The organism is Streptomyces sp. NPDC012835 (assembly GCF_042900885.1).
Lineage (GTDB): Bacteria > Actinomycetota > Actinomycetes > Streptomycetales > Streptomycetaceae > Streptomyces.
This window is the reverse complement of sequence record NZ_JBIBBW010000003.1, coordinates 387,707-412,641: the sequence shown is the minus strand read 5'-3', so window position 1 is coordinate 412,641 and position 24,935 is coordinate 387,707. Positions and strand designations below refer to the sequence as shown.

The following is a 24,935-nucleotide window of genomic DNA, read 5'->3' as shown; positions in this document are numbered from 1 at the left end:
AACGGCCGGGGGGCGGTGCGGACAAGACGGACACCCCTCGCTGTGCCACACTCCTCGTGGCCGCCGTCATCCCCGTGGCGCCGGAGTCGAGGGAGAGCGCGTACGCAGATGACGGTCCGGACCCAGCTGGTCAGATTCGCGTTGGTCGGGGTGGTCAACACCGGCACGTACTACGGCTGCTATCTGCTGCTCCTGCACCGGCTGCCGTACGTCGTCTCGCACGTCATGGCGTTCGGGGTGAGCATGACGGGCTCCTTCTTCCTCAACAGCCGCTTCACCTACCGGACCCGGCCGACCTGGCGGAAGTTCCTGCTCTTCCCGCTCACCAACGCCGCGAACTTCGTGATCACCACGGCCGGGGTCTATCTGCTGGTGGACGTGGCGCACTACAGCAGCCGCTACTCGCCGCTGATCACGGCGGCGCTGGCCGTCCCCATCACCTTCGTGGTCTCCCGCCTCATCCTGCTCCGCCCGGAGCACGGCCCCACCGAGGAGGGCCGGGGTCCCGACCCCGGCCAGGAGCTACGCCGCCCGCATCCGACCCGCCTGTAGCGTCATCGTCCGCTTGAGGCGCGGCCCGATCGGCTTCTCCACCAGCCGGTGGATCAGCCAGGCGAGCACGAGCATGCCCACGATCGCCGCCCCGAGCGTCACGCCCGCCGGAACGCCGAAGTGCCGGTGGAGAACGCTGATCGCGAACCACCCGAGGTGTTCGTGGACCAGGTAGAAGGGGTACGTGAGCGCGCCGGCGAAGGTCAGCCAGCGCCAGTTCGCCCAGCGCAGCCACCCCAGCGCCACCGCCGCGACCGACGCGAAGGCGAAGGTGACGATCAGCAGGATCACGTACGGCGAACGCGGCTGGAAGACCTGGGTGGCCCCCGGGCTCCACAGGGAGACGGTCGCGAAGTGCTGGCCGAGCAGCCAACTGGTCGCGACGATGCCCCAGAGCAGCAGATCGCTCCCGTACCGGTGGATCAGATGGAGCGCCAGCCCGCCGATGAAGAACGGCGCGTACTCCCGCATCACGATCTCGTCCACGAGCGGCGCGTCGGTCACGGCGGACAGCGCCGTCGCCACCGTCCACAGAACGCAGAAGATCACCACCCGGCGGTAGGTGACGCCTTTCCACACCACGAACAGCGCGAAGAGCAGATAGAAACGCGCCTCGACCCACAGCGTCCAGCACACCCCCAGCACCCGGTCCACGCCCACCGGCTGCTGGAGCATCGTCAGGTTCACCAGGATCTCGTGGAGCCGCAGCGGCTCGCTGACCGAGGGGAGCACCACACACGCGGCGGTGACGAGGACGATGGCCGCCCAGTACGCGGGATAGAGCCGCGAGACGCGCGAGCGGAAGAAGTCGCCGAGGGAACGCCCCCAGCTGCTCATGCAGATGACGAAGCCGCTGATGACGAAGAAGACCTGCACGCCCAGGCAGCCGTACACGGCCAGGGCCGACAGGCCGGGGAACAGCTCCTTGGGCGACTGCCCCCAGACCTCGGTGATCTGCCCGCCCCTGCCCGCGTAGTGGTAGAGGCAGACCATGAGCGCCGCCAGGATGCGCAGCCCGTCCAGGGCGCGCATCCGGTCGGACTTCGGGGCGGCGGCGGCCGGGAGCGCCGCCGGGTCCCGGCGGTCGCCGGAGCCGGGGCCGGGGCCCGGGTCGGGGTCCTGGACCCGGGCCAGTGTCGCGTGCGTCATGCGGAAGGACCCTAGGCGGCGCTCGGTGAACGGGGCGCCGTCCGCCGGGTGAACAGGGCTTCCGGGCAGGTGACTTGCGGGTGAACGCCCCGGCTCCGGGCCGTCCGGTCCTGCTCCGGGCGGGGGCCGCCGGCCGCCGCGCACCCCAATCTCCCGGTGAATCGTTGTCGAACCAGTGGCCCAGGCCACGCCGACTGCCTAACATCGATCACCGCAAGGTCTTGTGCATCGCCGCACAATCACGCCGGGAGGCCCCCTTTGCACCGCCGTCGTCGCACCGCGATCTCCTTCTCCGTCGCGCTTCTCGCCGCGGCCCCGCTGCTCACCGCCTGCGGCAACGACTCCCACCCCGGAGCGGCGGCGGTCGTGGGCGGACAGCGGATCGAGATGTCCGCGCTCCAGGCCGAGGTACAGGACGTACGGTCGGCGCAGCGGTCCGCGCCCTACGCCGACCAGCTCATCAAGAACACCGGACAGCTCGGCCAGGCCAAACTGAACAACATGATCTTCGACCGGATCCTCCAGCGGTCCGCCGACGACGCCGGGGTGAAGGTCAGCCGCAAGGAGGTCCAGTCCGTCCGGGAGCAGGCCGTCGCCGGCTCCGGCGGGGAGCGGCAGTTCGCCGAGACCCAGCTCCAGCAGCGCGCGCTCACCTCGGACCAGATCGACGCGGCGATCCGCCGCGAGGTGCTGTTCGACAAGCTGGCGCGGGCCCTCGGCGCGGACACGTCCACGCCGCAGGGTGTGCAGACCGCGCTCGACGAGCTGGCCGCGACGTCGAAGAAGCTCGGGGTCGACGTCAATCCGCGCTACGGCAGCTGGGACGAGAAGGAGGTCAGGCTGACGGAGGCCAAGCACTCCTGGATCACCCAGGTCACCCGTGAGGCGACGGAGGAGCAGCCGGCGGGCGCGTGAGGCGGGCGCGCGGCCCCGGTGCCGGGCCCCGGACCGCCGGGGCCACCGGGACCGCCGACCCCCGAACCGCCGACCCCCGGACCGCCGGCCCCCGGACCGGGTGCCGGCGGTCCCGGTGGCCCCGGCGACCAGGGGCTTCCCGCCGGCGGTAGGTTCGAGAGGTGACTGATGAAGCTCCCGGGGACCCCGGCCGTATCGTCCTGCTGACCGCCAGCCACCGGGTCGCGCCCGGACTGCTGTCCTGGCCCGCCTGGCAGACGCTGCACGAGGCGGACCGGGTGCTGTGCGCCGACGCCCGCCATCCGCAGCTGCCGTATCTGCGCGAGGCCGGCATCGCCGTCGAACACGCCGCACCCGGCGCCGGGGAACTGGTCGACGCCTGCGCCGGCGGCCGTACGGTCGTGGTCCTGCCCGCCGCCGAGGGCGAGGGCACCGACGCGCGGCTCACCGACGGACTGGCCAGGCTGGCCGGGTCGGGCCGGGTCAGGATGCCCGATCTGGAGCTGCTCCCCGGCTCCTACGATCTGCCGGGGGCCAGGCTGCTCGACCTCGTCCAGGTCATGGACCGGATCAGGGCCCAGTGCCCGTGGTCGTCGGTCCAGACGCACCGGGGGCTCGCCAAGTACGCCATCGAGGAGGCGTACGAGCTGGTCGAGGCGATCGAGGACGGGGAGCGCGCCGAACTCCGCGAGGAGCTGGGCGACGTGCTCCTCCAGGTCGTCTTCCACGCCAGGATCGCCGAGGAGGACGCGGACGAACCGTTCTCCGTCGACGATGTCGCGGGCACCATCGTGGAGAAGCTGATCCACCGCCACCCCCATGTCTTCGGGGACGAGCCGGCCGAGACCCCCGAGGACGTCAAGGCGCACTGGCTCCGTAAGAAGGCGGACGAGAAGCGGCGCGACTCGGTCACCGACGGCGTTCCGCTCGGGCAGCCGGGGCTGGCGCTCGCCGCCAAGCTCGCGAGCCGGGTCCGTACGGCCGGGCTGGACGTCGCGCCGCCCGCGGGCGAGGGGATCGGCTACGAACTGCTCGCGCTGGCCGTACGCGCCGAGGCGGCGGGGGCCGATCCGGAGACCGCGCTGCGCGCCGCCGCGCGTACGTACCGGGACGCGATCCTCGCGGCGGAGCGCGCCGCGAGGAATAAGGAACAGGAATAGGGGACGGGGGCGCGGGCGGGTCCGGGAGGGCGCGGGAGGGCGCGGGCGGAGGGCCCGCGGCCCGAGGGTCTACGGTCTGAGGGTGCTTGACGTGCCCGGGGACCAGCCCGATGACCAGCCCGCTCCCGCCCTCTTCAGCTGGGAGTTCGCCACCGATCCCTACCCTGCGTACGCCTGGCTGCGCGAGCACGCGCCGGTGCGCAGGACCGAGCTGCCCAGCGGGGTCGAGGCATGGCTCGTGACGCGGTACGGGGACGCCCGGCAGGCGCTCGCCGACGCGCGGCTCTCCAAGAACTCCGCGCACCACGCGGGGCCCGCCCACGCCAAGGGGAAGACGGGAATCCCGGGCGAGCGCAAGGCGGAGCTGATGACGCATCTGCTGAACATCGACCCGCCCGACCACACCCGGCTGCGCCGGCTGGTGTCGAAGGCGTTCACACCCCGCCGGGTCGCCGTATTCGCCCCGCGCGTACAGGAACTGACGGACCGACTGATCGACGGGTTCGCCGCGCGGGGCGAGGCGGACCTGATCCATGATTTCGCCTTTCCGCTCCCCATCTACGCGATCTGCGATCTCCTCGGGGTCCCGTCGGAGGACCAGGACGACTTTCGCGACTGGGCCGGCATGATGATTCGCCACGGCGGTGGACCGCGCGGCGGGGTGGCGCGTTCCGTAAAGCGGATGCGCGGTTATCTGGCCGAGCTGATCCACCGTAAAAGGGCGAATCCCGGCGACGATCTGATTTCCGATCTGATCCGGGCGAGCGACCACGGCGAACACCTCACGGAGAACGAGGCCGCCGCGATGGCTTTCATCATCCTGTTTGCCGGTTTTGAGACGACGGTCAATCTTATCGGCAATGGCATGTACACGCTTATGCGGAATCCCGGGCAGCGCGCCCGCCTCCAGGAGTCGCTGGCGGCGGGGGAGACCGGGCTGCTGGCCACCGGGGTCGAGGAGCTGCTGCGGTACGACGGCCCCGTGGAGCTGGCGACCTGGCGCTACGCCACCGAACCGCTCACCCTGGGCGGTCAGCGGATCGAGGCAGGCGACCCCGTGCTGGTGGTGCTCGCCGCCGCCGACCGGGACCCGGAGCGCTTCGCCGATCCCGATGTGCTGGATCTCGCCCGGCGTGACAATCAGCACCTCGGGTACGGGCACGGCATCCACTACTGCCTCGGGGCGCCGCTGGCGAGAGTGGAGGGGCAGACCGCGCTCGCGACCCTTCTGACCCGCCTTCCCGATGTGCGGCTTGCGGAAGATCCTGCCGATTTGCGATGGCGCGGCGGGCTCATCATGCGTGGATTGCGCACACTTCCGGTGCAGTTCACGCCATTGTCCGACTGATAGCGCGGCGGCCGGGAAAGAGGCAATTCCGCGCGCATAACTGACGGGTCATCAAGAATGTGATGTGCGCGTGATCTCCGCTGCATCGACTTGTGACAAGCGTTCGAGTACCGCTACGTTCACGACGACTCAGCGGTTCCATGCCGGGTCGAACTGACAGTCGGACGGAAGGCAATCGCATGCGCTCCGGGAAACATCGTCGGCCTCGCCAGGCCCCTGCCCTTCTCGTCGCCGCGGGGGTGACCGGGTCGGCGATCGCCATTCCGCTGTTCGCCGCCAGCGGCGCCAGCGCGGCGGACGCCTCCACATGGGACCGCGTCGCCGAGTGCGAGAGCGGTGGCCACTGGAGCGCCGATCTCGGCAACGGCTACCTCGGCGGGCTTCAGCTGACCCAGGAGACATGGGACAGCTTCGGCGGCGCGGAGTACGCGGCCAGCCCCGACCTGGCGAGCCGCTCCCAGCAGATAGCGGTGGCCGAGAAGGTGCTCGAAGCGCAGGGCACCGAGGCGTGGGCGAGCTGTGCGACGGTCTCCGGCCTCACCAAGGGCGTCACCGATGTCGTCGGCGGTGTGCTCGACGGGGTGACCGGCTCGGGACAGGACGACAAGGGCGCGGACGGCGCGGACGGTTCCGCCGCCTCCCCCGGCGGCTCGACCGCCCCGGACGGCGGCGGTGAGGACAAGGCGACCGGCGAGCCCACGCCCTCGGGGTCCTCCTCCTCCGCCCCGACGCCCGGAGCCACCGGTTCCGAGAGCCCCTCAGACTCCGGCACCACCGCGCCCGCCAAGGGCAAGCACCGGGGCGCCGCCGCCGACGAAGACGGCACATCGGGCCATTCGGTCAAGGAGCGCGAGCCGAACGACCGCGCCTCGCGCGGTGGCGGATCGACCCGTACCGGCGCCGGCCTCGCCGGTGTGACGGGTGGTGAGGAAACCGGTCAGGGGGAATCCGTCACCGTGGGCGGCGAGTCCCTCTCCGTCGTGATCGGCTCCCAGAAGGTCGCCGGCGGCTGGGTCTGACCGGACGGGGCGCCGTTGACGTCATCGGCGCCCCGGTCCGTGCTGGCCAGAGGCGCGGCCACGAACCCAAAACGGCCCCGATCGAGGGGCAGTTCGCAGCCTTATGTCCACTTCTGCGCAAATGAGACAAGGGTCTCTTCGCCGCAACTGGGGTCTTTTGCTCCGCCGGTTGACCCGATCCGCTCCCACCTGCGGAAACACGGTGGCCCCCCGAGGGTGGAAGGGTGATTCCTCCCGGATGTCCTTCTTTGAACAACCGGTGGGCCTGTGATTACGGTCTGAACCGCTCGCACCGCGGGCCTCGTCGACCGGAAACGCCGAATCCTGCCGTCGGTCGGGGGGAGTAGTCGTCGCGTCAAGCGCCGAAGGCAGGAGCGGGGGACCCAAAGGTTCGCGCCGGTCCCGGCCGTCGAGAGACGGTCAGGGGACGGCTTGGGGTGAAGCCGCGTGCGAGAGCACGCGGCCGGGCAACTCACTTGGCCCGAACCCGACAGCTGACCTCGCAGGCGTCGGTGAGGAGATGCTCCATGCTGCTGTTTTCCAGCAAGGCCAAGCACCGTCGTCCGTCCAAGGCGGTCCGCTACGCCACACTCGCCGGCATCACCGGTGCCGCCGTCGCCGCCCCGCTGATCGGCGCCACCTCCGCGTCCGCCGCGACCGCCTCCGAGTGGGACCAGGTCGCCCAGTGCGAGTCCGGCGGCAACTGGGCCATCAACACCGGCAACAGCTTCTACGGCGGCCTGCAGTTCACCAGCTCCACCTGGGCCGCGTACGGCGGCACCGCCTACGCCCCCCGCGCCGACCAGGCGTCCAAGTCCCAGCAGATAGCCGTCGCCGAGAAGGTCCTGGCCGGCCAGGGCAAGGGTGCCTGGCCGAGCTGTGGCGTGAACCTCTCCGGCGCCTCGTACAGCGGTGGCTCCGCTGACACCGGCTCCGGCTCCACCGGCTCCGGCTCCACCGGCTCCGGCTCCACCGGCTCCGGCTCCGGCTCCGGTACCCAGTCCGCCCCGAAGCAGCAGTCCGCCCCCGAGCAGCAGTCCGCTCCTCAGCAGCAGGCCCAGCCGAAGTCGAGCCGCGCCGAGGCGCAGCCCGCCTCGCGCGGCCAGAGCCGTCCCGCCACGATCAAGAAGGGCGACGGCGAGTACAAGGTCAAGTCCGGCGACACCCTCTCCAGGATCGCCACCGCCCAGAAGGTCGAGGGCGGCTGGAAGAAGGTCTTCGACCTCAACAAGGACATCGTCGAGAACGCCGACGTGATCTACCCGGGCCAGCAGCTCCACCTGAGCTGACGCTCCCCTCCCGGGCCGCCCCGCGCGGCCCGGGCGCACCCCCGATCTCCCCGGTCCGGCGCGTTCACCCCCGTACGCGCCGGGCCGGGGTTTCGGCCGTGCGGCCCCGGTTCTCCGGTGTTACCGGTCAGTAGAGGGTGATAGGGGGCGGCCTCGCGCCGACCGATCATCCCGGGCCGGTTAGGCTCATGGCGCAAGGCCAATGAGACCCTGCACCCACGCGTCACATCCCAGAAGGAGATGCTCGTGCCGTCCATCGACGTCGTCGTAGCCCGGGAAATCCTCGACTCCCGAGGCAACCCCACGGTCGAGGTCGAGGTCGGCCTCGACGACGGCAGCACCGGTCGTGCTGCTGTCCCCTCCGGTGCCTCCACCGGTGCGTTCGAGGCCGTCGAACTCCGCGACGGAGACGCCAGCCGCTACCTGGGCAAGGGCGTCGAGAAGGCCGTCCTCGCCGTCATCGAGCAGCTCGGCCCGGAGCTGGTCGGGTACGACGCCACCGAGCAGCGCCTGATCGACCAGGCGATGATCGACCTGGACGCCACCGAGAACAAGGGCTCGCTCGGCGCGAACGCCATCCTCGGTGTCTCGCTCGCCGTCGCGCACGCCGCCTCCGAAGCCTCGGACCTCCCCCTCTTCCGCTACCTCGGCGGCCCGAACGCGCACCTGCTGCCCGTTCCGATGATGAACATCCTGAACGGCGGCTCGCACGCCGACTCCAACGTGGACATCCAGGAGTTCATGATCGCCCCGATCGGCGCGGAGTCCTTCTCCGAGGCGCTGCGCTGGGGCGCCGAGGTCTACCACACCCTCAAGAAGGTCCTGAAGCAGAAGGGCCTGTCCACCGGCCTCGGCGACGAGGGCGGCTTCGCGCCGAACCTGGAGTCCAACCGCGCCGCGCTCGACCTCATCCTGGAAGCCGTCAAGGAGGCCGGCTACGTCCCCGGCCGCGACATCGCGCTCGCGCTCGACGTCGCCGCGTCCGAGTTCTACAAGGACGGCGTCTACGAGTTCGAGGGCAAGTCGCGCTCGGCCGCCGAGATGACCGAGTACTACGAGGAGCTGGTCGACGCCTACCCGCTCGTCTCCATCGAGGACCCGCTCTTCGAGGACGACTGGGACGGCTGGAAGGTCATCACCGACAAGCTGGGCTCCAAGGTCCAGATCGTCGGCGACGACCTGTTCGTCACCAACCCGGAGCGCCTCGCGCGCGGCATCGAGGAGGGCTCCGCCAACGCCCTGCTCGTCAAGGTCAACCAGATCGGCTCGCTGACCGAGACCCTGGACGCCGTCGAGCTGGCCCAGCGCAACGGCTTCAAGTGCATGATGTCCCACCGCTCGGGCGAGACCGAGGACGTCACCATCGCCGACCTCGCCGTCGCCGTGAACTGCGGCCAGATCAAGACCGGCGCCCCGGCCCGCTCGGACCGCGTCGCCAAGTACAACCAGCTGCTGCGCATCGAGGAGATCCTCGACGACGCCGCGGTGTACGCGGGCCGCAGCGCGTTCCCGCGTTTCCGCCCGGCGAACGAGCAGTAGTCGGCCGTTCCCCGCGGGGAACGGAACGACCCGTACGAGGGCGGTGGCCCACCGCCCGTCGTGCGTACGTCCCCGGCCACGGTCCCGTACCGTGTCCGGGGACGTACGCACGTGACAGGGGAGGCGAGCGATGGCCGGGAACCGGGACCGGTTCTCCACCGCTACCAGGCTGCGGCTGCTCGGTGAGCAGACCGCCGCCCGTGTCTACCGCTCGCAGAACCGCAGGCAGGACCGCCGCTCCCGGCTCACCGGGCGCGCCGCCTTCCTCGCCCTCGTGGTCTGCACGCTCGTGGTGGCGCTCGCGTATCCGATGCGGCAGTACGTGTCGCAGCGCAACGAGATCGCCGACCAGGAGCGGGTGGCCCGTGAGGCGAAGCTCCGGGTCGAGGAGCTGCGCGACGAGAAGGCGCGGCTCAGGGACGACGCCTACATCCAGCGGCTGGCCCGCGAGCATCTCCACTATCTGATGCCGGGTGAGACGGGCTACACCGTGATCGACCCGGAGACCGCCAAGGAGCGGCGCGAGGACCGGGGCGCGGCCGACCGGCCCTGGTACTCGAACGTCATGGACGGCGTGGACAACGCGGACCGGCCGGACAAGTAGCGCGCGGCCGCGGCCCTTCGCCCACCTCAACCGCAGAACTTTCAGAACAAGGCAGGCATGGACACGCCCCCTCCGCAGACCGAACGCACCGAGCCCACCGACGCGGACGTCGCGGCCTTCAAGGAACAGCTCGGCCGTCCCCCGCGCGGACTGCGCGCCATCGCGCACCGCTGCCCGTGCGGACAGCCGGACGTGGTGGAGACCGCCCCCCGGCTCCCCGACGGCACGCCCTTCCCGACCACGTACTACCTCACCTGCCCGCGCGCGGCCTCGGCCATCGGCACGCTGGAGGCCAACGGCGTCATGCGGGAGATGACGGAACGTCTGGCCACCGACCCGGAGCTGGCCGTCGCCTACCGCGCGGCGCACGAGGACTACCTCGCCCGGCGCGACGCCATCGAGGTGCTGGAGGGCTTCCCCAGCGCCGGCGGTATGCCGGACCGGGTCAAGTGCCTGCACGTCCTGGTCGGCCACTCGCTGGCGGCCGGACCCGGGGTGAACCCGCTGGGGGACGAGGCGCTCGCGATGCTGCCCGAGTGGTGGGCCAAGGGCCCCTGCGTCACCCCGTGCGCCGCCGGGGCCACGGACGGGGGTACGGCATGACCAGGGTCGCCGCCATCGACTGCGGTACGAACTCGATCCGGCTGCTGGTCGCCGACGCCGACCCGCGGACGGGCGAACTGACCGACCTGGACCGGCGGATGACGATCGTCCGGCTGGGCCAGGGCGTCGACCGGACGGGCCGGCTGGCCCCGGAGGCGCTGGAGCGCACCTTCGCCGCCTGCCGCGAGTACGCCGCCGTCATCGAGGAGCACGGCGCCGAGCGGCTCCGCTTCGTGGCCACCTCCGCCTCGCGCGACGCCGAGAACCGCGACGACTTCGTGCGCGGTGTCGTGGACATCCTGGGCGTGGAGCCGGAGGTGATCACCGGTGACCAGGAGGCGGCCTTCTCCTTCACCGGCGCCACCAAGGAACTGCCGGGAGGCGACAGCCGCCTGGTCGTGGACATCGGCGGCGGCTCCACCGAATTCGTCGTCGGCGACGACGAGGTGCGCGCCGCGCGGTCGGTGGACATCGGCTGCGTCCGGCTGACGGAGCGCCACCTCGGGCGGGACGACGGGACGGCCGGCGATCCGCCCACGCCCGAGCAGGTCGCCGCCATACGCGCCGATGTCGAGGCCGCCCTCGACGTGGCGGAGGAGACGGTCCCGCTCCGCGAGCCCCGCACCCTGGTCGGCCTGGCCGGTTCCGTCACCACGGTCGCCGCGATCGCGCTCGGCCTGGAGAGGTACGACTCCACCGCGATCCACCGCTCCCGGATCTCCTACGAGCAGGTCGAGGCGGTCACCGGCCGGCTGCTGGCCGCCACCCACGACGAGCGCGCCGCGATCCCCGTCCTGCACCCCGGCCGGGTGGACGTCATCGGTGCGGGCTGCCTCATCCTGCTCGGCGTCATGGAGCGCACCGGGGCGCGGGAGGTCGTCGTCAGCGAGCACGACATCCTGGACGGGATCGCCTGGTCGGTGGCCGGCTGAGGGCTGCCGTACGCGGCTGTCCACCGCCGTCCGCACCGGGCGGTCCGCGGGGGCGATCCCGGCGAATCACCCGGTGCGGAGCCGGTCCCGCGAGAAACTTCGTGAAGTTCTTCACAAGGAATTCGGCACTCCTGGGTGTTCCTGCCGCCGTCCGGCGCCTTCTGTCAGGAGTGCGGGCCGCCGACGCCCTTATACCGGGCGGTTCCGGGCGCGTTGCGGCGAGATGAACGGGGCGGTCGGCCGTTCCCGGCGCGAACCACGGATGGGCAGCTCACAAGGGGTGGACAACGTCCAAACACCCGGTCCGGTTCCCCTTCAGGGGTGCGATCTCGATCACGTGGGCGGCGGAGTGTAGCACGAGGGCGTCCACTTCTTGTGAAGGGGCTCACGAGCACCCCCTCGGGGGGAGGTGGATACTCGATGGCATGAGCACCACGGAGCGTCCCAGGATCCTCGTTGTAGGCGGTGGGTACGTAGGCCTGTACGCAGCTCGTCGCATTCTGAAGAAGATGCGCTACGGGGAGGCGACCGTCACGGTTGTCGACCCCCGCTCGTACATGACGTACCAGCCCTTCCTCCCCGAAGCCGCCGCCGGCAGCATTTCGCCTCGGCATGTCGTCGTACCGCTGCGACGCGTGCTGCCCAAGGCTGAGGTGCTCACCGGTCGGGTCACGACCATCGACCAGGACCGCAAGGTCGCCACGGTCGCGCCGCTCGTCGGCGAGGCCTACGAGCTGCCCTTCGACTACCTGGTCGTCGCGCTCGGCGCGGTCTCCCGCACCTTCCCGATCCCCGGCCTCGCCGAGCAGGGCATCGGCATGAAGGGCATCGAGGAGGCCATCGGGCTGCGCAACCACGTACTGGAGCAGCTGGACAAGGCCGACTCCACGACCGACGAGGAAGTCCGCCGCAAGGCGCTGACCTTCGTCTTCGTGGGTGGTGGCTTCGCCGGCGCGGAGACCATCGGTGAGGTCGAGGACCTGGCGCGGGACGCCGCCAAGTACTACACGAACGTGAAGCGCGAGGACATGCGCTTCGTCCTCGTGGACGTCGCCGACAAGATCCTTCCCGAGGTCGGTCCGAAGCTGGGCGCCTGGGGCAAGGAGCACCTGGAGAGCCGCGGCATCGAGATCTATCTCAAGGCCGGCATGGACTCCTGCGTGGACGGCCACGTGGTGCTCAACAACGGTCTGGAGGTCGACTCCAACACCATCGTGTGGACCGCCGGCGTCAAGCCGAACCCGGCGCTCGCCCGCTACGGTCTCCCGCTCGGCCCGCGCGGCCACGTGGACACCAGCGAGAAGCTCCAGGTGCAGGGCACCGACTACATCTGGGCCGCCGGCGACAACGCCCAGGTCCCGGACGTCGTCGGCCGCAAGGCCGGCAACCCGAACGCCTGGTGCCCGCCCAACGCCCAGCACGCGCTGCGGCAGGCGAAGGTCCTCGGCGACAACGTGATCTCCGGGATGCGCGGCTTCCCGCAGGCGGACTACAGCCACGCCAACAAGGGTGCGGTCGCCGGTCTCGGCGTGCACAAGGGCGTCGCGATGATCGTCATGGGCAAGATGAAGATCAAGGTGAAGGGCCGGCTCGCCTGGTACATGCACCGTGGCTACCACGGCATGGCCATGCCGACCTGGAACCGCAAGATCCGGGTCTTCGCCGACTGGACGCTCGCCATGTTCCTCAAGCGCGAGGTCGTCTCGCTCGGCGCCATGGAGACGCCGCGCGAGGAGTTCTACGAGGCCGCGAAGCCGGCCCCGGCCGCCGCTTCGTCGGAGCCGGAGAAGGCCAAGGCGTCCTGACGCGCTCCCGGGTTCCGTAGCGCGAGCGCGGAACCGCCGCCGCAGTACCCGCAGTACCGCAGCCTCGAAGGGGCCGCCCGCCATCCGTGGTGCGGGCGGCCCTTTCGCGTGCCCGCCTCGCGGGCCCGCGTCCCACCCGTACCGTGCGAAAGTACGTGGTAGGTGCAAGTATTTTGCCTTCCCATTGCGCGCAGTCGGGACTGCGCGGACACCCCTCCGGTGTTTACGTGGTGTTGAGCACGTCCGGGCCCACCCACCACGGAGGTACACGCCATGGCCGACGCCGCACTGCGGCTCACCACTCTCGCCGAAGAGTTGCTGGGGGACCCGCTCCCGGTCCGTATCCGTGCCTGGGACGGCAGCGAAGCGGGCCCGCCGGACGCTCCGACGCTGATCATCCGCAACCGCCGCGCCCTGCGCCGGCTCCTGTGGAAGCCCGGGGAGCTGGGGCTCGCCCGGGCCTGGGTGGCCGGCGAGATCGACGTGGAAGGCGATCTGTACGCCGTCCTCGACCGCCTCGCCGGACTCATCTGGGAACGCGGAGCCGACGCGAAGGACACGATCCACCCCGTACGCGACCCCCGGATGCGCGCCGCCGCCCGGGGGCTCGTCCGGCTCGGGGGCGCCCTGCCGCCGCCCCCGCCGCCCCCGGAGGAGATCCGCCGCCGCACCGGAGCGCTGCACACCAGACGCCGGGACAAAGCGGCGATCAGCCACCACTACGACGTGGGCAACGACTTCTACGAGCTGGTCCTCGGCCCCTCCATGGTCTACTCGTGCGCCTACTGGAGTACCGAGGGCGCCACGGGCACGGGATACGGACTCGAAGACGCACAGCGCGACAAGCTCGACCTGATCTGCCGCAAGCTCGCCCTCCAGGAGGGCGACCGGCTGCTGGACGTCGGCTGCGGGTGGGGCTCGATGGCCATGCACGCCGCCCGCGAATACGGCGCCCGGGTCACCGGCGTCACCCTCTCCCGCGAGCAGGCCGCCTACGCCCGCAAGCGCATCGCGGAGGAGGGACTCACCGACCGCATCGACATCCGCGTCCAGGACTACCGCGACGTCAAGGACGGTCCCTACGACGCGATCTCGTCCATCGGCATGGCCGAGCATGTCGGCTCGGTGCGGTACCGCGAGTACGCCGACGACCTCTACGCCCTGCTGAAACCCGGCGGACGGCTGCTCAACCACCAGATCGCCCGCCGCCCGGAGAAGGACGAGGGCGCGTACGAGATCGACGAGTTCATCGACGCGTACGTCTTCCCCGACGGCGAACTGGCGCCCCTCGGCCGCACCCTCGCCACCCTGGAGGAAGCGGGCTTCGAGGCGCGTGACGTCGAGTCGATCAGGGAGCACTACGCCCTGACCCTGCGCGGCTGGGTACGGAACCTGGAGGAGCACTGGACCGAGGCCGTACGCGCCACCTCCGCCGGGCGCGCCCGCGTCTGGCGGCTCTACATGGCGGCCTCCGCGCTCTCCTTCGAGCGCAACAGGATCGGTGTGAACCAGATCCTCGCCGTGAAGACCCCGGAGAGCGGCGCGTCGGGCCTGCCTCTGCGGGCCCGGCGGTGGGGCGCCTGACGCCGCGTGGTGCGGGCTGACCGGAGCCCGGCCCCGGTCGGCCCGCACCGTACGGCGCGAGGGCCGGACCCCGTTCCCGGGGTCCGGCCCTCCGTGTCGCCGAGGCCCTGTACGGCCGACCGGTCCTATTCGGTCTTGATCGCCGTCAGCATGTTCAGCTTCGCGGCGCTGCGGGCCGGCCACAGCGCGGCCAGCATGCCCACCACTGCGGCCAGCACCATGAACAGCGCGATCCGGTCCCACGGGATGACCAGCGCGTAGTCCGGGATGCTCTCCTTGATGGTCTGGCCGATCGCCCAGCCCAGGAAGGTGCCGAGCCCCACTCCGATCAGCGCGCCGAAGACCGAGATCACCACCGCCTCCAGCCGGATCATCCGCTTGACCTTGGTGCGGTCCAGGCCGATGGCGCGCAGCATGCCGATCTCCTGCTGCCGTTCGAAGACGGACATCGCCAGCGTGTTGACCACGCCCAGGACCGCGATGATCAGGGCCATCCCCAGCAGGCCGTACAGGATGTTCAGCATCGTGTTGATCATGCCGCTGAACTCGTTCTTGACGCCTTCCATGTCCTTGACGCTGATCGCCGGGTTCTTGCCCAGCGCGTCCACGAGAGCCTGCTCGTTCGCCGCGCTCGCGCCGCCGGACGTCTTCACCCAGATCTCGGTGATGTACGGCTTGGCCTCGTGCCGGTCGGACAGCTCGATGGAGGTGAGCACGCTGCCCAGGAAGTCGACCTCCTGGATGACGGCGCCGACCTTCAGCTCCTCCTTCTTGCCGTCGCCGAACTTCGCCGGGACGGTGTCGCCGGGCTTCCAGCCCCGCGACTTGGCGACCTTCTCGCTGACCGCGATGGTGTTCGCGTCCTTCGCCAGCGAGGCGAGGGAGCCCGAGACGGTCTTGAGGCTGAAGACCTTCTCCAGATCGCCGGGGGAGAGCGCGGTGGCGTTCTCGTACCAGCCGTCGCCTTCGAACGAGACCATCTGCCGCGGCGAGAGCGCGGACACCCCGGGTGCCTTCCGCAGTGCGTCGACCGCCGACGGGTCGAGGTCGTCGAAGCTCGCCATCGACACCTGGTAGTCGGCCCTGATGTTGTCCGACGTCGACTTGTCGATGGCCGTGCCGACCGTGATGGCGACGACGGTGAGCGTGGTGACCAGTGTGAGCCCGATGGCCAGCGCGGAGGCGGTGGCACCGGTGCGCCGGGGATTACGGACGGCGTTCAGGCTGGCCAGCTTGCCGGAGACCCCGAAGACCGAGCTGAGCACCGGCCGGACGAGGGCGATGACGGGCCGCGACAGCAGCGGGATCAGCACGATGACGGCGAGCATCATCAGGAACGCGCCGGCGCCGATGATGTACCCGCCGTCCTCGTCGGCCGACGCGCCGAGCACGATCACGGCCGAGCCGATCAGGGCCAGCACGCCGCCGATGGAGTTGCGGACGACCAGCGACTTGGTGGTGGGGGCCAGGTGCGCGCTGCCCATCGCCGCAACCGGCGGGATCTTCGCGGCCTTGCGGGCGGGCAGCCAGGCGGCCAGGACGGTGATCAGCACACCGACGGCGAAGGCGGCGATGACCGCCGTACCCGAGACGATCAGCGGGCCCGCGGGGACCTTGGCGTCCATCAGCCCCATCGCGGACCGCAGCCCGACCGCGAGTCCGAGACCGATGGCGAAACCGATCGCGGAGGCGACCACCCCCACCACCCCGGCCTCGATCAGCACCGAGCGCTTGACCTGGCGGCGGGAGGCGCCGACGGCGCGCAGCAGCGCCAGCTCCTTGGTGCGCTGGGCGACCAGCATGGTGAAGGTGTTGGAGATCAGGAAGACCCCGACGAACAGCGCGACGCCCGCGAAGCCCAGCAGCATCTGATTGAGGCTGGACAGCCCCCTCTCGATGTCCTTGGCCTGGTCGCTCGCGAGCTGCTCGCCCGTTTTCACGTCGGAGTCCTTGGGGAGGAGCTTCACCATCTGCGCGCGGATCTCGTCGTGCGAGGCCCCCGCCTTCGCGGTGACGGACAGCTCGCTGAAGTAGCCGGGCTCCAGATAGAGCTTCTGGGCGACGTCCGTGCTGAACAGCACCAGGCTGCCGCCCGCGTTGACCGCGCCGTCCTCGGTGGTGAAGATCCCGCTGAGGGTGTACTCCTTCACCGGCCCGTTGGTGGCTACGCGCACCCTCTCACCGACCTTGTACTTGCCCCGGGAGGCGGTGTCCTTGTCCAGGGCGACCTGGCCGGCGGCGGTCGGGCCCGAGCCCTCGGTGAAGTCGTAGGCCGGGTCCTTGCCGTCCTCGCCGGGCGCGAAGTTGCCCCCGGTGTTGGACCAGCCGTTGCCGATCAGCTTGCCCTCGGGGTCGCCGACCCCGGCGAAGCCGCTGACCCGACTGGTGACGGAGGCGACGCCGTTCAGCTCCCCGATCCGGTCGACGGTCTTCTGGTCGACGCCGGGAGTCCCCTCGGCCGAGTCGGAGTCGCTGTCGTCGCCGCGGGTGTCCCAGGCGTGGGCGCCGACGGCGATGTCCTTGTAGCTCTTGGCACTCTGGTTGCGGAAGGCGTTGCTCAGGGTGTCGGTGAAGATCAGGGTGCCGGAGACGAAGGCGACGCCGAGCATGACGGCGAGCACGGTCATCAACAGCCTGGCCTTGTGCGAGAGCACATTGCGCAGGGCGGTACGGAACATGGTGGGATTCCTGGTGTGGAGGGGCCGGGGCAGGTGGACAGGGCCGGGGAGCGGTGTGCCGCACACCCGGGTTGACGGAGCGTCGGATCCAGCGGGTGCGTCAGCTGGTACGGCCCTTGGCGTCGAACGCCTTCATCCGGTCGAGCACGCCGTCGGCGGTCGGGTCGAGCATCTCGTCGACGATCCGGCCGTCGGCGAGGAAGATCACGCGGTTCGCGTACGAGGCGGCCGTGGCGTCGTGCGTCACCATGACGACGGTCTGACCCAGCTCTCGAACGGAATTCCGCAGGAAGCCCAGCACCTCGGCGCCGGAGCGCGAGTCGAGGTTTCCGGTCGGCTCGTCACCGAAGATGATCTCGGGCTGGGAGGCCAGGGCGCGCGCCACCGCGACCCGCTGCTGCTGGCCGCCGGAGAGCTGGGTGGGGCGGTGGCCGAGCCGGTCGGCCAGCCCGATCATGCTGATGACCTGGTCCAGCCACTGCTTGTCGGGCTTGCGGCCCGCGATGTCCATCGGGAGGGTGATGTTCTCCAGCGCCGTCAGGGTCGGCAGCAGGTTGAACGCCTGGAAGATGAAGCCGATCTTGTCCCGGCGCAACTGGGTGAGCTGCTTGTCCTTCAGGGTGGACAGCTCGGTGTCCCCGATTCGTACGGACCCCGAGCTGAAGCTGTCGAGGCCGGCCACGCAGTGCATGAGGGTCGACTTGCCCGAGCCGGACGGCCCCATGATCGCGGTGAACTCGCCCTGCCGGAAGTCCACGGTCACCTTGTCGAGCGCGACCACCTGGGTCTCGCCCATTCCGTAGACCTTCGACAGCTCGTGGGCGTGGGCGGCGACCGAGGTGGCGCGGTGGGCGATCGGAGTGGTGGTCACGGGAGGATCTCCTGTCGGGACGGGCTTGCTGCGGGGACGGCTCCCATCGTTCCGTCCACGCGCCCCCCGGGCGTCCGCCCCCGTGCCCGTTCCCGGGGCCCTCTTGGGTCTGACCGCCGGGGCGCGCCCTCCTCCTCGGGTATGACAGGACCCCCGAGACGCCTGCGGCGAGATGCCGATTGCGTGACCGGGCGGCGACTTTTCGTCATTCCTGTGAGCCTCGTTACGAGATGCCCGACCGCGCCCGGCATGTGCGGATGGGCCGATACGTGTCCTGACGCACCCTCAGACGTCAATAAAATAAGACAACATCGGGTAGCCACTCGGCTGTTCGAGTGGTGTGTCCCGATAGGCTCCTGTGCCAACGCGGCGTCGCGCGCCGTGCCCGGATGGTGGAATGCAGACACGGCGAGCTTAAACCTCGCTGCCCCTCGGGGGCGTGCCGGTTCAAGTCCGGCTCCGGGCACATCACAGCGCACCGCGCGTGAACAGCGCAAGCGACCGGTCTCCGCTATCACTCCCTGTGCGCTTGAGCGCACCGTGGGCGCACGGCGCCGCCACGTTCCGGTCATGGCGCACCTCGCGAGGCGGAAGAACGCGGACGGGTCGTCCCTTCTTGAGCATGGTCCCGCGAGGAGTCGGCAAGCTCGCGTGCCCCCGGGTGTGCGAGACAGCCGGCCCGCACGGGGGAGTCCTCCTCGCCCGGATCGCGGCCGACTCGTGTGCTGTCGCCCCATCAACGCCCGCAGCGGGCCAGGGATCGAGCAGACAGCCGTGGGGGGCCCGGCCGGAGTCCGGCCGGGCCCCCCACGGACGCACCAGGGGCACGGTCACACGTGGGAGGACGTCCAGCACGAGCTGTGCGACGTGCTGCCGACCAGCATGGTCGCTCTGCTCACGCTCACTCCGGACGCGCCGAAGGTCTTCCAGGAACGCCTCGGTGCCGTCGCCGAGCGGTCGCCGGCGTAGAAAGCGTGAAGCGCCACGCCCGGCCTCGCGGGCCGATGTGGTCGCCTCTATGACGACCAGCGTCCCGGTCCCGGAGGACGGCACCTCTTCGATCGCCGTGTGCCTCGCCGTACACGTCCGGCTCAGGGCACATCACCGGTCGGCACGGGCGGTCCGCGGTGCGCAGGCCGGGGTTTCCTGTGTGACACGGCGCACTCTCCGGGACGCGGGGCCCGCGCCCCACGTCACGATTGACGAAAGATCCTCCCCGAGCACTAGGGCGCATGCTTTGCTCTCCCATTACTCTTGACGCAAGGCCACGCTGGGTGGCCATGGAGGAGTGAGATGAGGAGCAGTAACCCGGTCTTCTCGCGACGGGGCTTCAGCCGCGACAACGGCCACGCGGGCTTCAACGCGGCGCCGCAGGCCGGGGGCGCCGCCGTTGGAACCAACCCTTACGCGACCAACCCGTACGCGCCCCAGCAGGGCGCCCAGTTCGGGGCGGGCCCGCAGGCGCCCGCGCGCGCCGACGTGATGACGATCGACGACGTCGTGACGCGCACCGCCATGACACTGGGCACGGTCGTCCTGACCGCCGTCCTGTCCTGGGTCCTCCTGCCGGTGGACCAGGCCAACCTGGGCAAGTCCTACGGCATCGCGATCGGCGCCGTGCTCGTGGCGTTCGTCCTGTCGATGATCCAGGCGTTCAAGCGCAAGCCGGCCCCCGCGCTGATCCTGTCGTACGCCGCCTTCGAGGGTGTCTTCCTCGGCGTGATCAGCAACGTGGTGAGCACCTACGTCGCTGATGGCGCGGTGATTCAGGCGGTCATGGGCACGATGGCGGTCTTCGCCGGTGTCCTCGTCGCGTACAAGATGCGCTGGATCCGCGTCACGCAGCGTTTCTACGGCTTCGTGATGGCCGCCGCCATGGGCTTCATGCTCCTGATGCTGGCCAACCTGCTCTTCAGCGTCTTCGCCGGCGGTGACGGCCTCGGCTTCCGCAGTGGCCTTCCGGGCATCCTCTTCGGCGTCATCGGGATCATCCTCGGCGCCTGCTTCCTGGCGCTCGACTTCAAGCAGGTCGAGGACGGCGTCGCGTACGGCGCTCCGCGCGAGGAGTCCTGGCTCGCGGCCTTCGGCCTCACCGTGACCCTGGTGTGGATCTACATGGAGATGCTGCGCCTCTTCTCGATCCTGTCGGGCAACGACTAACCGGCAGTACGAAGGACGGCGCGTCACCGAAGCGCCGAAGGGGTCCGCGGGCAACTGCCCGGGGACCCCTTCTTCGTGTGCCGCTCCTCGGATGCCGGCCGCTTCGCTGGACGGGTTACCGGAGCCGGCGGGCGGCCCGCCGCAGGTCGTACTCGTGCACGATCGCCTTCGCGTGTCCGTACGCGAGGTCGTGCTCACTCCTGAGCCAGCTGACCTTCTCCTCGAAACGGAAGAGGGACGGGCCTTCCTCGACGGTGCGCAGCCAGTCGGAGATCTCGCGACCGGTGCAATGGGGGATGCGGGAGAGCAGGTTGCGATGGGTCTCTTCGGAGAAGACAAGGGACATCGGCGCCTCCGGACGCTTCGCGCTTACTGGTCCTTTCCGCCCACCGTGCCTGAGCGCCCCGCCGTTGGCAAGACCCGCCGGTACCTGCTGGCAGGGGAGCGGAGCGGGCGCGTAGGGTCGCCGCGTGCTCGATACAACGCCCCTGACGGCCGCCACGGACCGATTCGCCGACCGGCTGCGCAGCGCGCCGCAGAGCCGGCTCCAGCGCGGCGCGGCCGCCGCCGCGCTCGCGCTGGCCAGGGAACTGTCCGTACGGGCCCAGCGGCTCGAAAAGGCCGGCGCGGAGCCGCGGATCATGCCGGACGCGGGGGTCTTCGCCGTCGCCGACCAACTCACCGTCGCCGCGGCGGATCTGGTGGAGGCATGGCGAACGGCCCCGTCCGAAGCCGAACTGGACGAGGCCGTGAGGCTGGTCGAGCGGACGGTGGCCGCCGCGAAGCTGTGAGGGCGGGCCCGCGCGGCGGGTCCGGTGCCTACAGCGAGGCTATGACGCGGTCCGCAAGGATGTACACGTGCTCGGCGCCGTCCGCGCTCTCGCCGGTGTCGGCACCGGGGGCGTCGTCGCCGCACGCGAAGGTCAGGGCGTAGGCGCCGGAGACGCCGGAGCCGCCCAGCAGGAACGGGGTCTCACCGGCCCGCAGCGCGTCGGCGAGCCGCTCGGCGGTCTCGCGGTGGCCCGGCGTCATGCAGAGCGTCGTACCGTCCGCGAAGACATAGACGTCGAGTGTGCCCAGCGGTCCCGGCCGGACGTCCGCGAGCGCGGTACGGGTCTCGGCCAGCTCCTCCAGCCGCGCGACGGTCCGCTCGTGGTCGGTGACGACCGGCGTCCTGACCGGTACGAAGTCCGGGTGCGAGGGGTGCCGGCGACGGGCGGCGGCCAGCTCGGGGGAGTCCTCGGCGAACTCGCCGGCCTCGGCGGGCCCGCTGACCTCGGTCAGCTCGGGGTAGTCCGCGAAATCGGTGAAGTCCGTGAAGTCGTCCAGCGCTTCGAGGGACTCCAGCGCGTCGGTCTCGCCGGCGCCGTCGAACCGCAGCGCCTCCAGGCCGGCGAAGTCCGCCTGGCGCGGCACGTAGAAGGGCGTGTCCTCGGTACCCGTTCCGGCCGTCCCGCCCAGCATCGACGGGGCGTCGGCCGCGTCCCTGGCCTCCTGCGCGGCCCAGAAGGCGCGCGCCTCGGCCAGCTCGCGTTCCCGCTCCTCGGCCAGCGCCTCGGCCACAGCGGTCCGTATGGCGTGGGTCTGGGTGGGGTGCATCGCGTTCCTGGCGTGCGGGACGGAGGCGGAGAGGTCGCCCGGCCGGGCCGCCACCAGTTCGCGGCGCAGGGCGCTGACCTGCCGGCGCAGCACATGAGCGGCGTGCAGGGCAGCGACACCCACGGCCGTGGCGGTGGCCGTGGTCAGCAGCAGGGCAAGAGACATGGCGCTCACTGACTACTCCCGATTCCGATCGATACCCCCGACTTCCTACCTCAGCTTGTCGCGGGCCCGTGCCCGTCGTCAGTGCATTACGTCATGAAATGGATAGGTCTTTGTGCCTTATGTTTTCCGCGCGCGCGGTCCTGACCTGGGCAAACGAATCTCCCCCGGGGATAGGTCACATCCTGGGGGAGATTCAGTCACGACTGGGGATCGGTGCCGCGAATCAGTGTTTTCGGTACGGAGCGACTACGGTGCGCGACGGCCGCGCGCGGGACCGGACGGGTCCGGCTCGGGGCCCGGCCGGTCCCCGCCCGCCGCGGCGGCTCAGCTCAGCCGCTCGATCACCATCGCCATTCCCTGGCCCCCGCCCACGCACATCGTCTCCAGGCCGAACTGCTTATCGTGGAACTGGAGGCTGTTGATCAGCGTGCCGGTGATCCGGGCGCCGGTCATGCCGAAGGGGTGGCCGACGGCGATCGCGCCTCCGTTGACGTTCAGCTTCTCCAGCGGGACGCCCAGGTCCCGGTAGGACGGGATGACCTGGGCGGCGAACGCCTCGTTGATCTCCACCAGGTCGATGTCGTCGATGGTCAGCCCGGCCCGGGAGAGCGCCTGGCGCGACGCCTCGACCGGCCCGTACCCCATGATCTCCGGCGAGAGGCCGGTCACTCCGGTGGAGACGATGCGGGCCAGCGGTGTGAGGCCCAGCTCGCGCGCCTTGGTGTCGGACATGATCACGAGGGCGGCGGCGCCGTCGTTCAGCGGACAGCAGTTGCCGGCCGTGATCAGGCCGTCGGGGCGGAAGACGGGCTTGAGGCCCTGGGTGCCCTCCAGGGTGATGCCGGGGCGCGGGCCGTCGTCCGCCGAGACCACCGTGCCGTCCGGGGTCGTCACGGGCGTGATCTCGCGCTGCCAGAAGCCGTTCTTGATGGCCTCCTCGGCGAGGTTCTGCGACCGTACGCCGAACTCGTCCATCTCCCGGCGCGTCACGCCCTTGAGCCGGGCCAGGTTCTCCGCCGTCTGGCCCATCGCGATGTACGCGTCGGGGACCAGGCCGTCCTTGCGCGGGTCGTGCCACCCGGCCCCCTCGCTCTGCGCGACCTCGGCGGTCCTGGCCTCGGCGTCGGCGAAGAGCGGGTTGTGCGTGCCGGGCATGCCGTCGGAGCTGCCGTTGACCGAGCGCGAGACCATCTCGACGCCCGCCGAGATGAAGACGTCGCCCTCGCCCGCCTTGATGGCGTGCAGCGCCATCCGGGAGGTCTGGAGCGAGGAGGAGCAGTACCGGGTGACGGTGCAGCCGGGGAGATGGTCCATCCCGAGCTGTACGGCGACGATCCGGCCGAGGTTGTGGCCCTGCTCGCCGCCGGGGAGGCCGCAGCCGAGCATCAGGTCGTCGATGTCGCGCGGGTCCAGCCCGGGGACCTTCGCGAGCGCGGCCTCGATGATGGTGGCGGTCAGGTCGTCGGGCCGCAGCTCCTTGAGCGAGCCCTTGAAGGCCCGGCCGATCGGGGAACGGGCGGCAGAGACGATCACGGCTTCTGGCATCACGGCTCCATGAGGGCGAGAAAGGCAGGACTGAGGGGGAAGTTACCCGCACGTAGGGCGTGGGTCACCGGGGCGGACGTGTGATGCGGGACTCTTTTCTAAGCGCTTGCTCAGTCAGGTGGGCAGGGCTTGCCCCGTACTTGCTCAGTGCCCAGTGTTCGTGCGCAGCGTTTGTGCTCGGTGCTCGGTGCTCGGTGCTCGGTGCTCGGTGCTCGGTGCTCCGTGCTCTGTCGGGTGCCGGTCACTGCTTGCTCGGGGAGTGCCCGGCGTCCCGCTCGACGCTCTCCTCCTTCTCCGCGGCGCCCGCCCGCGCGTCGGCGGTGGGCAGCACATGGCGGCGCCTGCGGTGCTTGAGCAGCGCCCAGGGCGCGCGGACGCCCGTGACCTCCGTACCCGACTGGGCCGCCGCCACCGAAGCCGCCTTCGCCACCGGGAGCATGTCCTCGTCCCGGGTCGCGTCGAGGTGGTCCGTCTCCGGCCACAGGCCCAGCGCCGCGCAGAGCGTGGGCAGGACCGCCATCGAGGCCGTCGCGTACCCCTCGGCCGAGGGGTGGTAGTTGTCCGGGCCGAACAGCTCCCGGGGGTTCGCGGCGAACTCCGGGCCCAGCAGGTCCCCCAGCGAGACCGTACGGCCGCCCTGCTCGACCGCCACGATCGTCTGCGCGGCGGCCAGCTGCCGGCTCACCCGGCGGGCGAGCCAGCGCAGCGGCTGGTACACCGGCTCGATCGTGCCCAGATCCGGGCAGGTGCCGACGACGACCTCCGCGCCGGTCGTCCGCAGCCGCCGTACCGCCGCCGCCAGGCACCGCACCGACTCGGTCGCCGGCATCCGGTGCGTCACGTCATTGGCGCCGATCATGATCACGCACACGTCCGGAGGGTGGGACGTCGCCGACAGCAGCTGGGTGACCTGGCGCTCCAGATCGTCCGACCTGGCCCCCGGCAGCGCCACGTTCCGCAGGTCCACCGGTCGTTCCGCGACCGCCGCGAGCCCCGAGGCCAGCAGCGCCCCCGGCGTCTGCCCCGCCCTGCGTACGCCCTGGCCCGCCGCCGTGGAGTCGCCGAGCATGCCCATCCGCAGCGGCTCGGTGTGCCCGAAGGCCAGCCCGTACCAGCCGTCCCCACGGGGCGGTACGGGGGCGATCCCGCCGCCCACCGAGCGCTTCGCGAGCTGGACCTCGGCCAGCAGTACCCCGACTCCCGCCGCGCCCAGCAGCCCGATGCTGCCGCCGCCGTATGCCGCGCCCGCGGCGATCCGCCGTGCCACCCTCGCCCTCGACACCGTCCGCGTCACCTCCTTGTGCGTGCGAGTACGCGCCCCGGTCGTCCGGTCGAAGGGCACGTACACCAGCTAACTGCCCCGTAAGGACCGTCGCCCAATCTCACTCGCGGACGCATACGCTGGCCGGACCATCACG

The 24,935-nt window shown here is 70.8% G+C and carries 21 protein-coding genes, 1 tRNA gene and 1 riboswitch; of the genes, 15 read left to right on the top strand and 7 right to left on the bottom strand.

What is annotated here, in order from left to right:
• Positions 1–108 precede the first annotated feature (108 nt).
• Positions 109–552 carry a GtrA family protein gene (locus ACFY6S_RS15095; RefSeq protein WP_388816155.1) on the top strand — a complete coding sequence of 148 codons (444 nt, stop codon included), beginning with the start codon at positions 109–111 and terminating at the stop codon, positions 550–552.
• Here ACFY6S_RS15095 and ACFY6S_RS15090 read toward each other — a convergent pair.
• Positions 523–1,701, bottom strand: coding sequence for an acyltransferase family protein (locus ACFY6S_RS15090; protein ID WP_388816152.1), 1,179 nt, complete (start codon positions 1,699–1,701; stop codon positions 523–525). The genes ACFY6S_RS15095 and ACFY6S_RS15090 overlap by 30 nt on opposite strands.
• 258 nt (positions 1,702–1,959) lie before the next feature.
• Here ACFY6S_RS15090 and ACFY6S_RS15085 point away from each other — a divergent pair, with 258 nt between their 5' ends.
• The 11 genes from ACFY6S_RS15085 to ACFY6S_RS15035 all read left to right on the top strand — a co-directional run bounded on the left by ACFY6S_RS15085 (position 1,960) and on the right by ACFY6S_RS15035 (position 14,499).
• Positions 1,960–2,616 carry a SurA N-terminal domain-containing protein gene (locus ACFY6S_RS15085; RefSeq protein WP_388816149.1) on the top strand — a complete coding sequence of 219 codons (657 nt, stop codon included), beginning with the start codon at positions 1,960–1,962 and terminating at the stop codon, positions 2,614–2,616.
• Between the two features lie 161 nt (positions 2,617–2,777).
• On the top strand, positions 2,778–3,776 hold the full coding sequence (locus ACFY6S_RS15080) for a nucleoside triphosphate pyrophosphohydrolase (RefSeq protein ID WP_388816146.1): 999 nt from the start codon (positions 2,778–2,780) through the stop codon (positions 3,774–3,776).
• An 82-nt stretch (positions 3,777–3,858) separates the two neighbouring features.
• On the top strand, positions 3,859–5,124 hold the full coding sequence (locus ACFY6S_RS15075) for a cytochrome P450 (protein ID WP_388816144.1): 1,266 nt from the start codon (positions 3,859–3,861) through the stop codon (positions 5,122–5,124).
• A 239-nt stretch (positions 5,125–5,363) separates the two neighbouring features.
• Positions 5,364–6,143: a transglycosylase family protein gene (locus tag ACFY6S_RS15070; protein WP_388816141.1), complete on the top strand. Its 780-nt coding sequence runs from the start codon at positions 5,364–5,366 to the stop codon at positions 6,141–6,143.
• A 350-nt stretch (positions 6,144–6,493) separates the two neighbouring features.
• Positions 6,494–6,667: riboswitch (cyclic di-AMP (ydaO/yuaA leader) on the top strand.
• A 6-nt stretch (positions 6,668–6,673) separates the two neighbouring features.
• Positions 6,674–7,432 (top strand): transglycosylase family protein, encoded by a 759-nt coding sequence (locus ACFY6S_RS15065; RefSeq protein ID WP_388817963.1) that lies wholly within the window; start codon positions 6,674–6,676, stop codon positions 7,430–7,432.
• 240 nt (positions 7,433–7,672) lie between these two features.
• Positions 7,673–8,971 (top strand): phosphopyruvate hydratase, encoded by a 1,299-nt coding sequence (eno, locus tag ACFY6S_RS15060; protein ID WP_388816139.1) that lies wholly within the window; start codon positions 7,673–7,675, stop codon positions 8,969–8,971.
• Positions 8,972–9,101: 130 nt separating this feature from the next.
• Positions 9,102–9,575, top strand: coding sequence for a septum formation initiator family protein (locus ACFY6S_RS15055; RefSeq protein WP_388816136.1), 474 nt, complete (start codon positions 9,102–9,104; stop codon positions 9,573–9,575).
• A 57-nt stretch (positions 9,576–9,632) separates the two neighbouring features.
• Positions 9,633–10,178 (top strand): DUF501 domain-containing protein, encoded by a 546-nt coding sequence (locus ACFY6S_RS15050; protein ID WP_388816134.1) that lies wholly within the window; start codon positions 9,633–9,635, stop codon positions 10,176–10,178.
• Positions 10,175–11,110, top strand: coding sequence for an exopolyphosphatase (locus ACFY6S_RS15045; protein WP_388816131.1), 936 nt, complete (start codon positions 10,175–10,177; stop codon positions 11,108–11,110). The genes ACFY6S_RS15050 and ACFY6S_RS15045 overlap by 4 nt, the downstream gene beginning before the upstream one ends.
• Before the next feature lie 425 nt (positions 11,111–11,535).
• Entirely contained in the window at positions 11,536–12,915 is a 1,380-nt protein-coding gene (locus ACFY6S_RS15040) for an NAD(P)/FAD-dependent oxidoreductase (RefSeq protein WP_388816128.1), read from the top strand.
• A 273-nt stretch (positions 12,916–13,188) separates the two neighbouring features.
• Positions 13,189–14,499 carry a class I SAM-dependent methyltransferase gene (locus tag ACFY6S_RS15035; RefSeq protein ID WP_388816125.1) on the top strand — a complete coding sequence of 437 codons (1,311 nt, stop codon included), beginning with the start codon at positions 13,189–13,191 and terminating at the stop codon, positions 14,497–14,499.
• Between the two features lie 125 nt (positions 14,500–14,624).
• Here the strand turns inward: ACFY6S_RS15035 and ACFY6S_RS15030 are convergent, their stop codons facing one another.
• Together ACFY6S_RS15030 and ACFY6S_RS15025 are read right to left on the bottom strand one after the other, a co-directional pair.
• On the bottom strand, positions 14,625–17,177 hold the full coding sequence (locus ACFY6S_RS15030; protein WP_388816122.1) for an ABC transporter permease: 2,553 nt from the start codon (positions 17,175–17,177) through the stop codon (positions 14,625–14,627).
• 100 nt (positions 17,178–17,277) lie between these two features.
• Complete coding sequence (locus ACFY6S_RS15025; RefSeq protein WP_388816119.1) at positions 17,278–18,048, bottom strand: ABC transporter ATP-binding protein; 771 nt, start codon at positions 18,046–18,048, stop codon at positions 17,278–17,280.
• 383 nt (positions 18,049–18,431) lie between these two features.
• Here ACFY6S_RS15025 and ACFY6S_RS15020 point away from each other — a divergent pair.
• Together ACFY6S_RS15020 and ACFY6S_RS15015 are read left to right on the top strand one after the other, a co-directional pair.
• Positions 18,432–18,514 (top strand) — tRNA-Leu (locus ACFY6S_RS15020).
• Positions 18,515–19,341: 827 nt separating this feature from the next.
• On the top strand, positions 19,342–20,208 hold the full coding sequence (locus ACFY6S_RS15015) for a Bax inhibitor-1/YccA family protein (RefSeq protein ID WP_388816116.1): 867 nt from the start codon (positions 19,342–19,344) through the stop codon (positions 20,206–20,208).
• Between the two features lie 115 nt (positions 20,209–20,323).
• On the opposite strand, the gene ACFY6S_RS15010 is transcribed toward ACFY6S_RS15015, so the two are convergent.
• Positions 20,324–20,554 carry a DUF4287 domain-containing protein gene (locus ACFY6S_RS15010; RefSeq protein ID WP_388816113.1) on the bottom strand — a complete coding sequence of 77 codons (231 nt, stop codon included), beginning with the start codon at positions 20,552–20,554 and terminating at the stop codon, positions 20,324–20,326.
• A gap of 124 nt (positions 20,555–20,678) precedes the next feature.
• Here ACFY6S_RS15010 and ACFY6S_RS15005 point away from each other — a divergent pair, with 124 nt between their 5' ends.
• Positions 20,679–20,999, top strand: a complete 321-nt coding sequence (locus tag ACFY6S_RS15005; protein WP_388816111.1) for a hypothetical protein — start codon at positions 20,679–20,681, stop codon at positions 20,997–20,999.
• A 28-nt stretch (positions 21,000–21,027) separates the two neighbouring features.
• On the opposite strand, the gene ACFY6S_RS15000 is transcribed toward ACFY6S_RS15005, so the two are convergent.
• The 3 genes from ACFY6S_RS15000 to ACFY6S_RS14990 form a co-directional block, all read right to left on the bottom strand.
• On the bottom strand, positions 21,028–21,972 hold the full coding sequence (locus tag ACFY6S_RS15000; protein WP_388817960.1) for a hypothetical protein: 945 nt from the start codon (positions 21,970–21,972) through the stop codon (positions 21,028–21,030).
• A gap of 324 nt (positions 21,973–22,296) precedes the next feature.
• Entirely contained in the window at positions 22,297–23,517 is a 1,221-nt protein-coding gene (locus ACFY6S_RS14995; protein ID WP_388816108.1) for an acetyl-CoA C-acetyltransferase, read from the bottom strand.
• Positions 23,518–23,758: 241 nt separating this feature from the next.
• Positions 23,759–24,784: an SGNH/GDSL hydrolase family protein gene (locus ACFY6S_RS14990; protein ID WP_388817957.1), complete on the bottom strand. Its 1,026-nt coding sequence runs from the start codon at positions 24,782–24,784 to the stop codon at positions 23,759–23,761.
• Between the last annotated feature and the right edge of the window lie 151 nt (positions 24,785–24,935).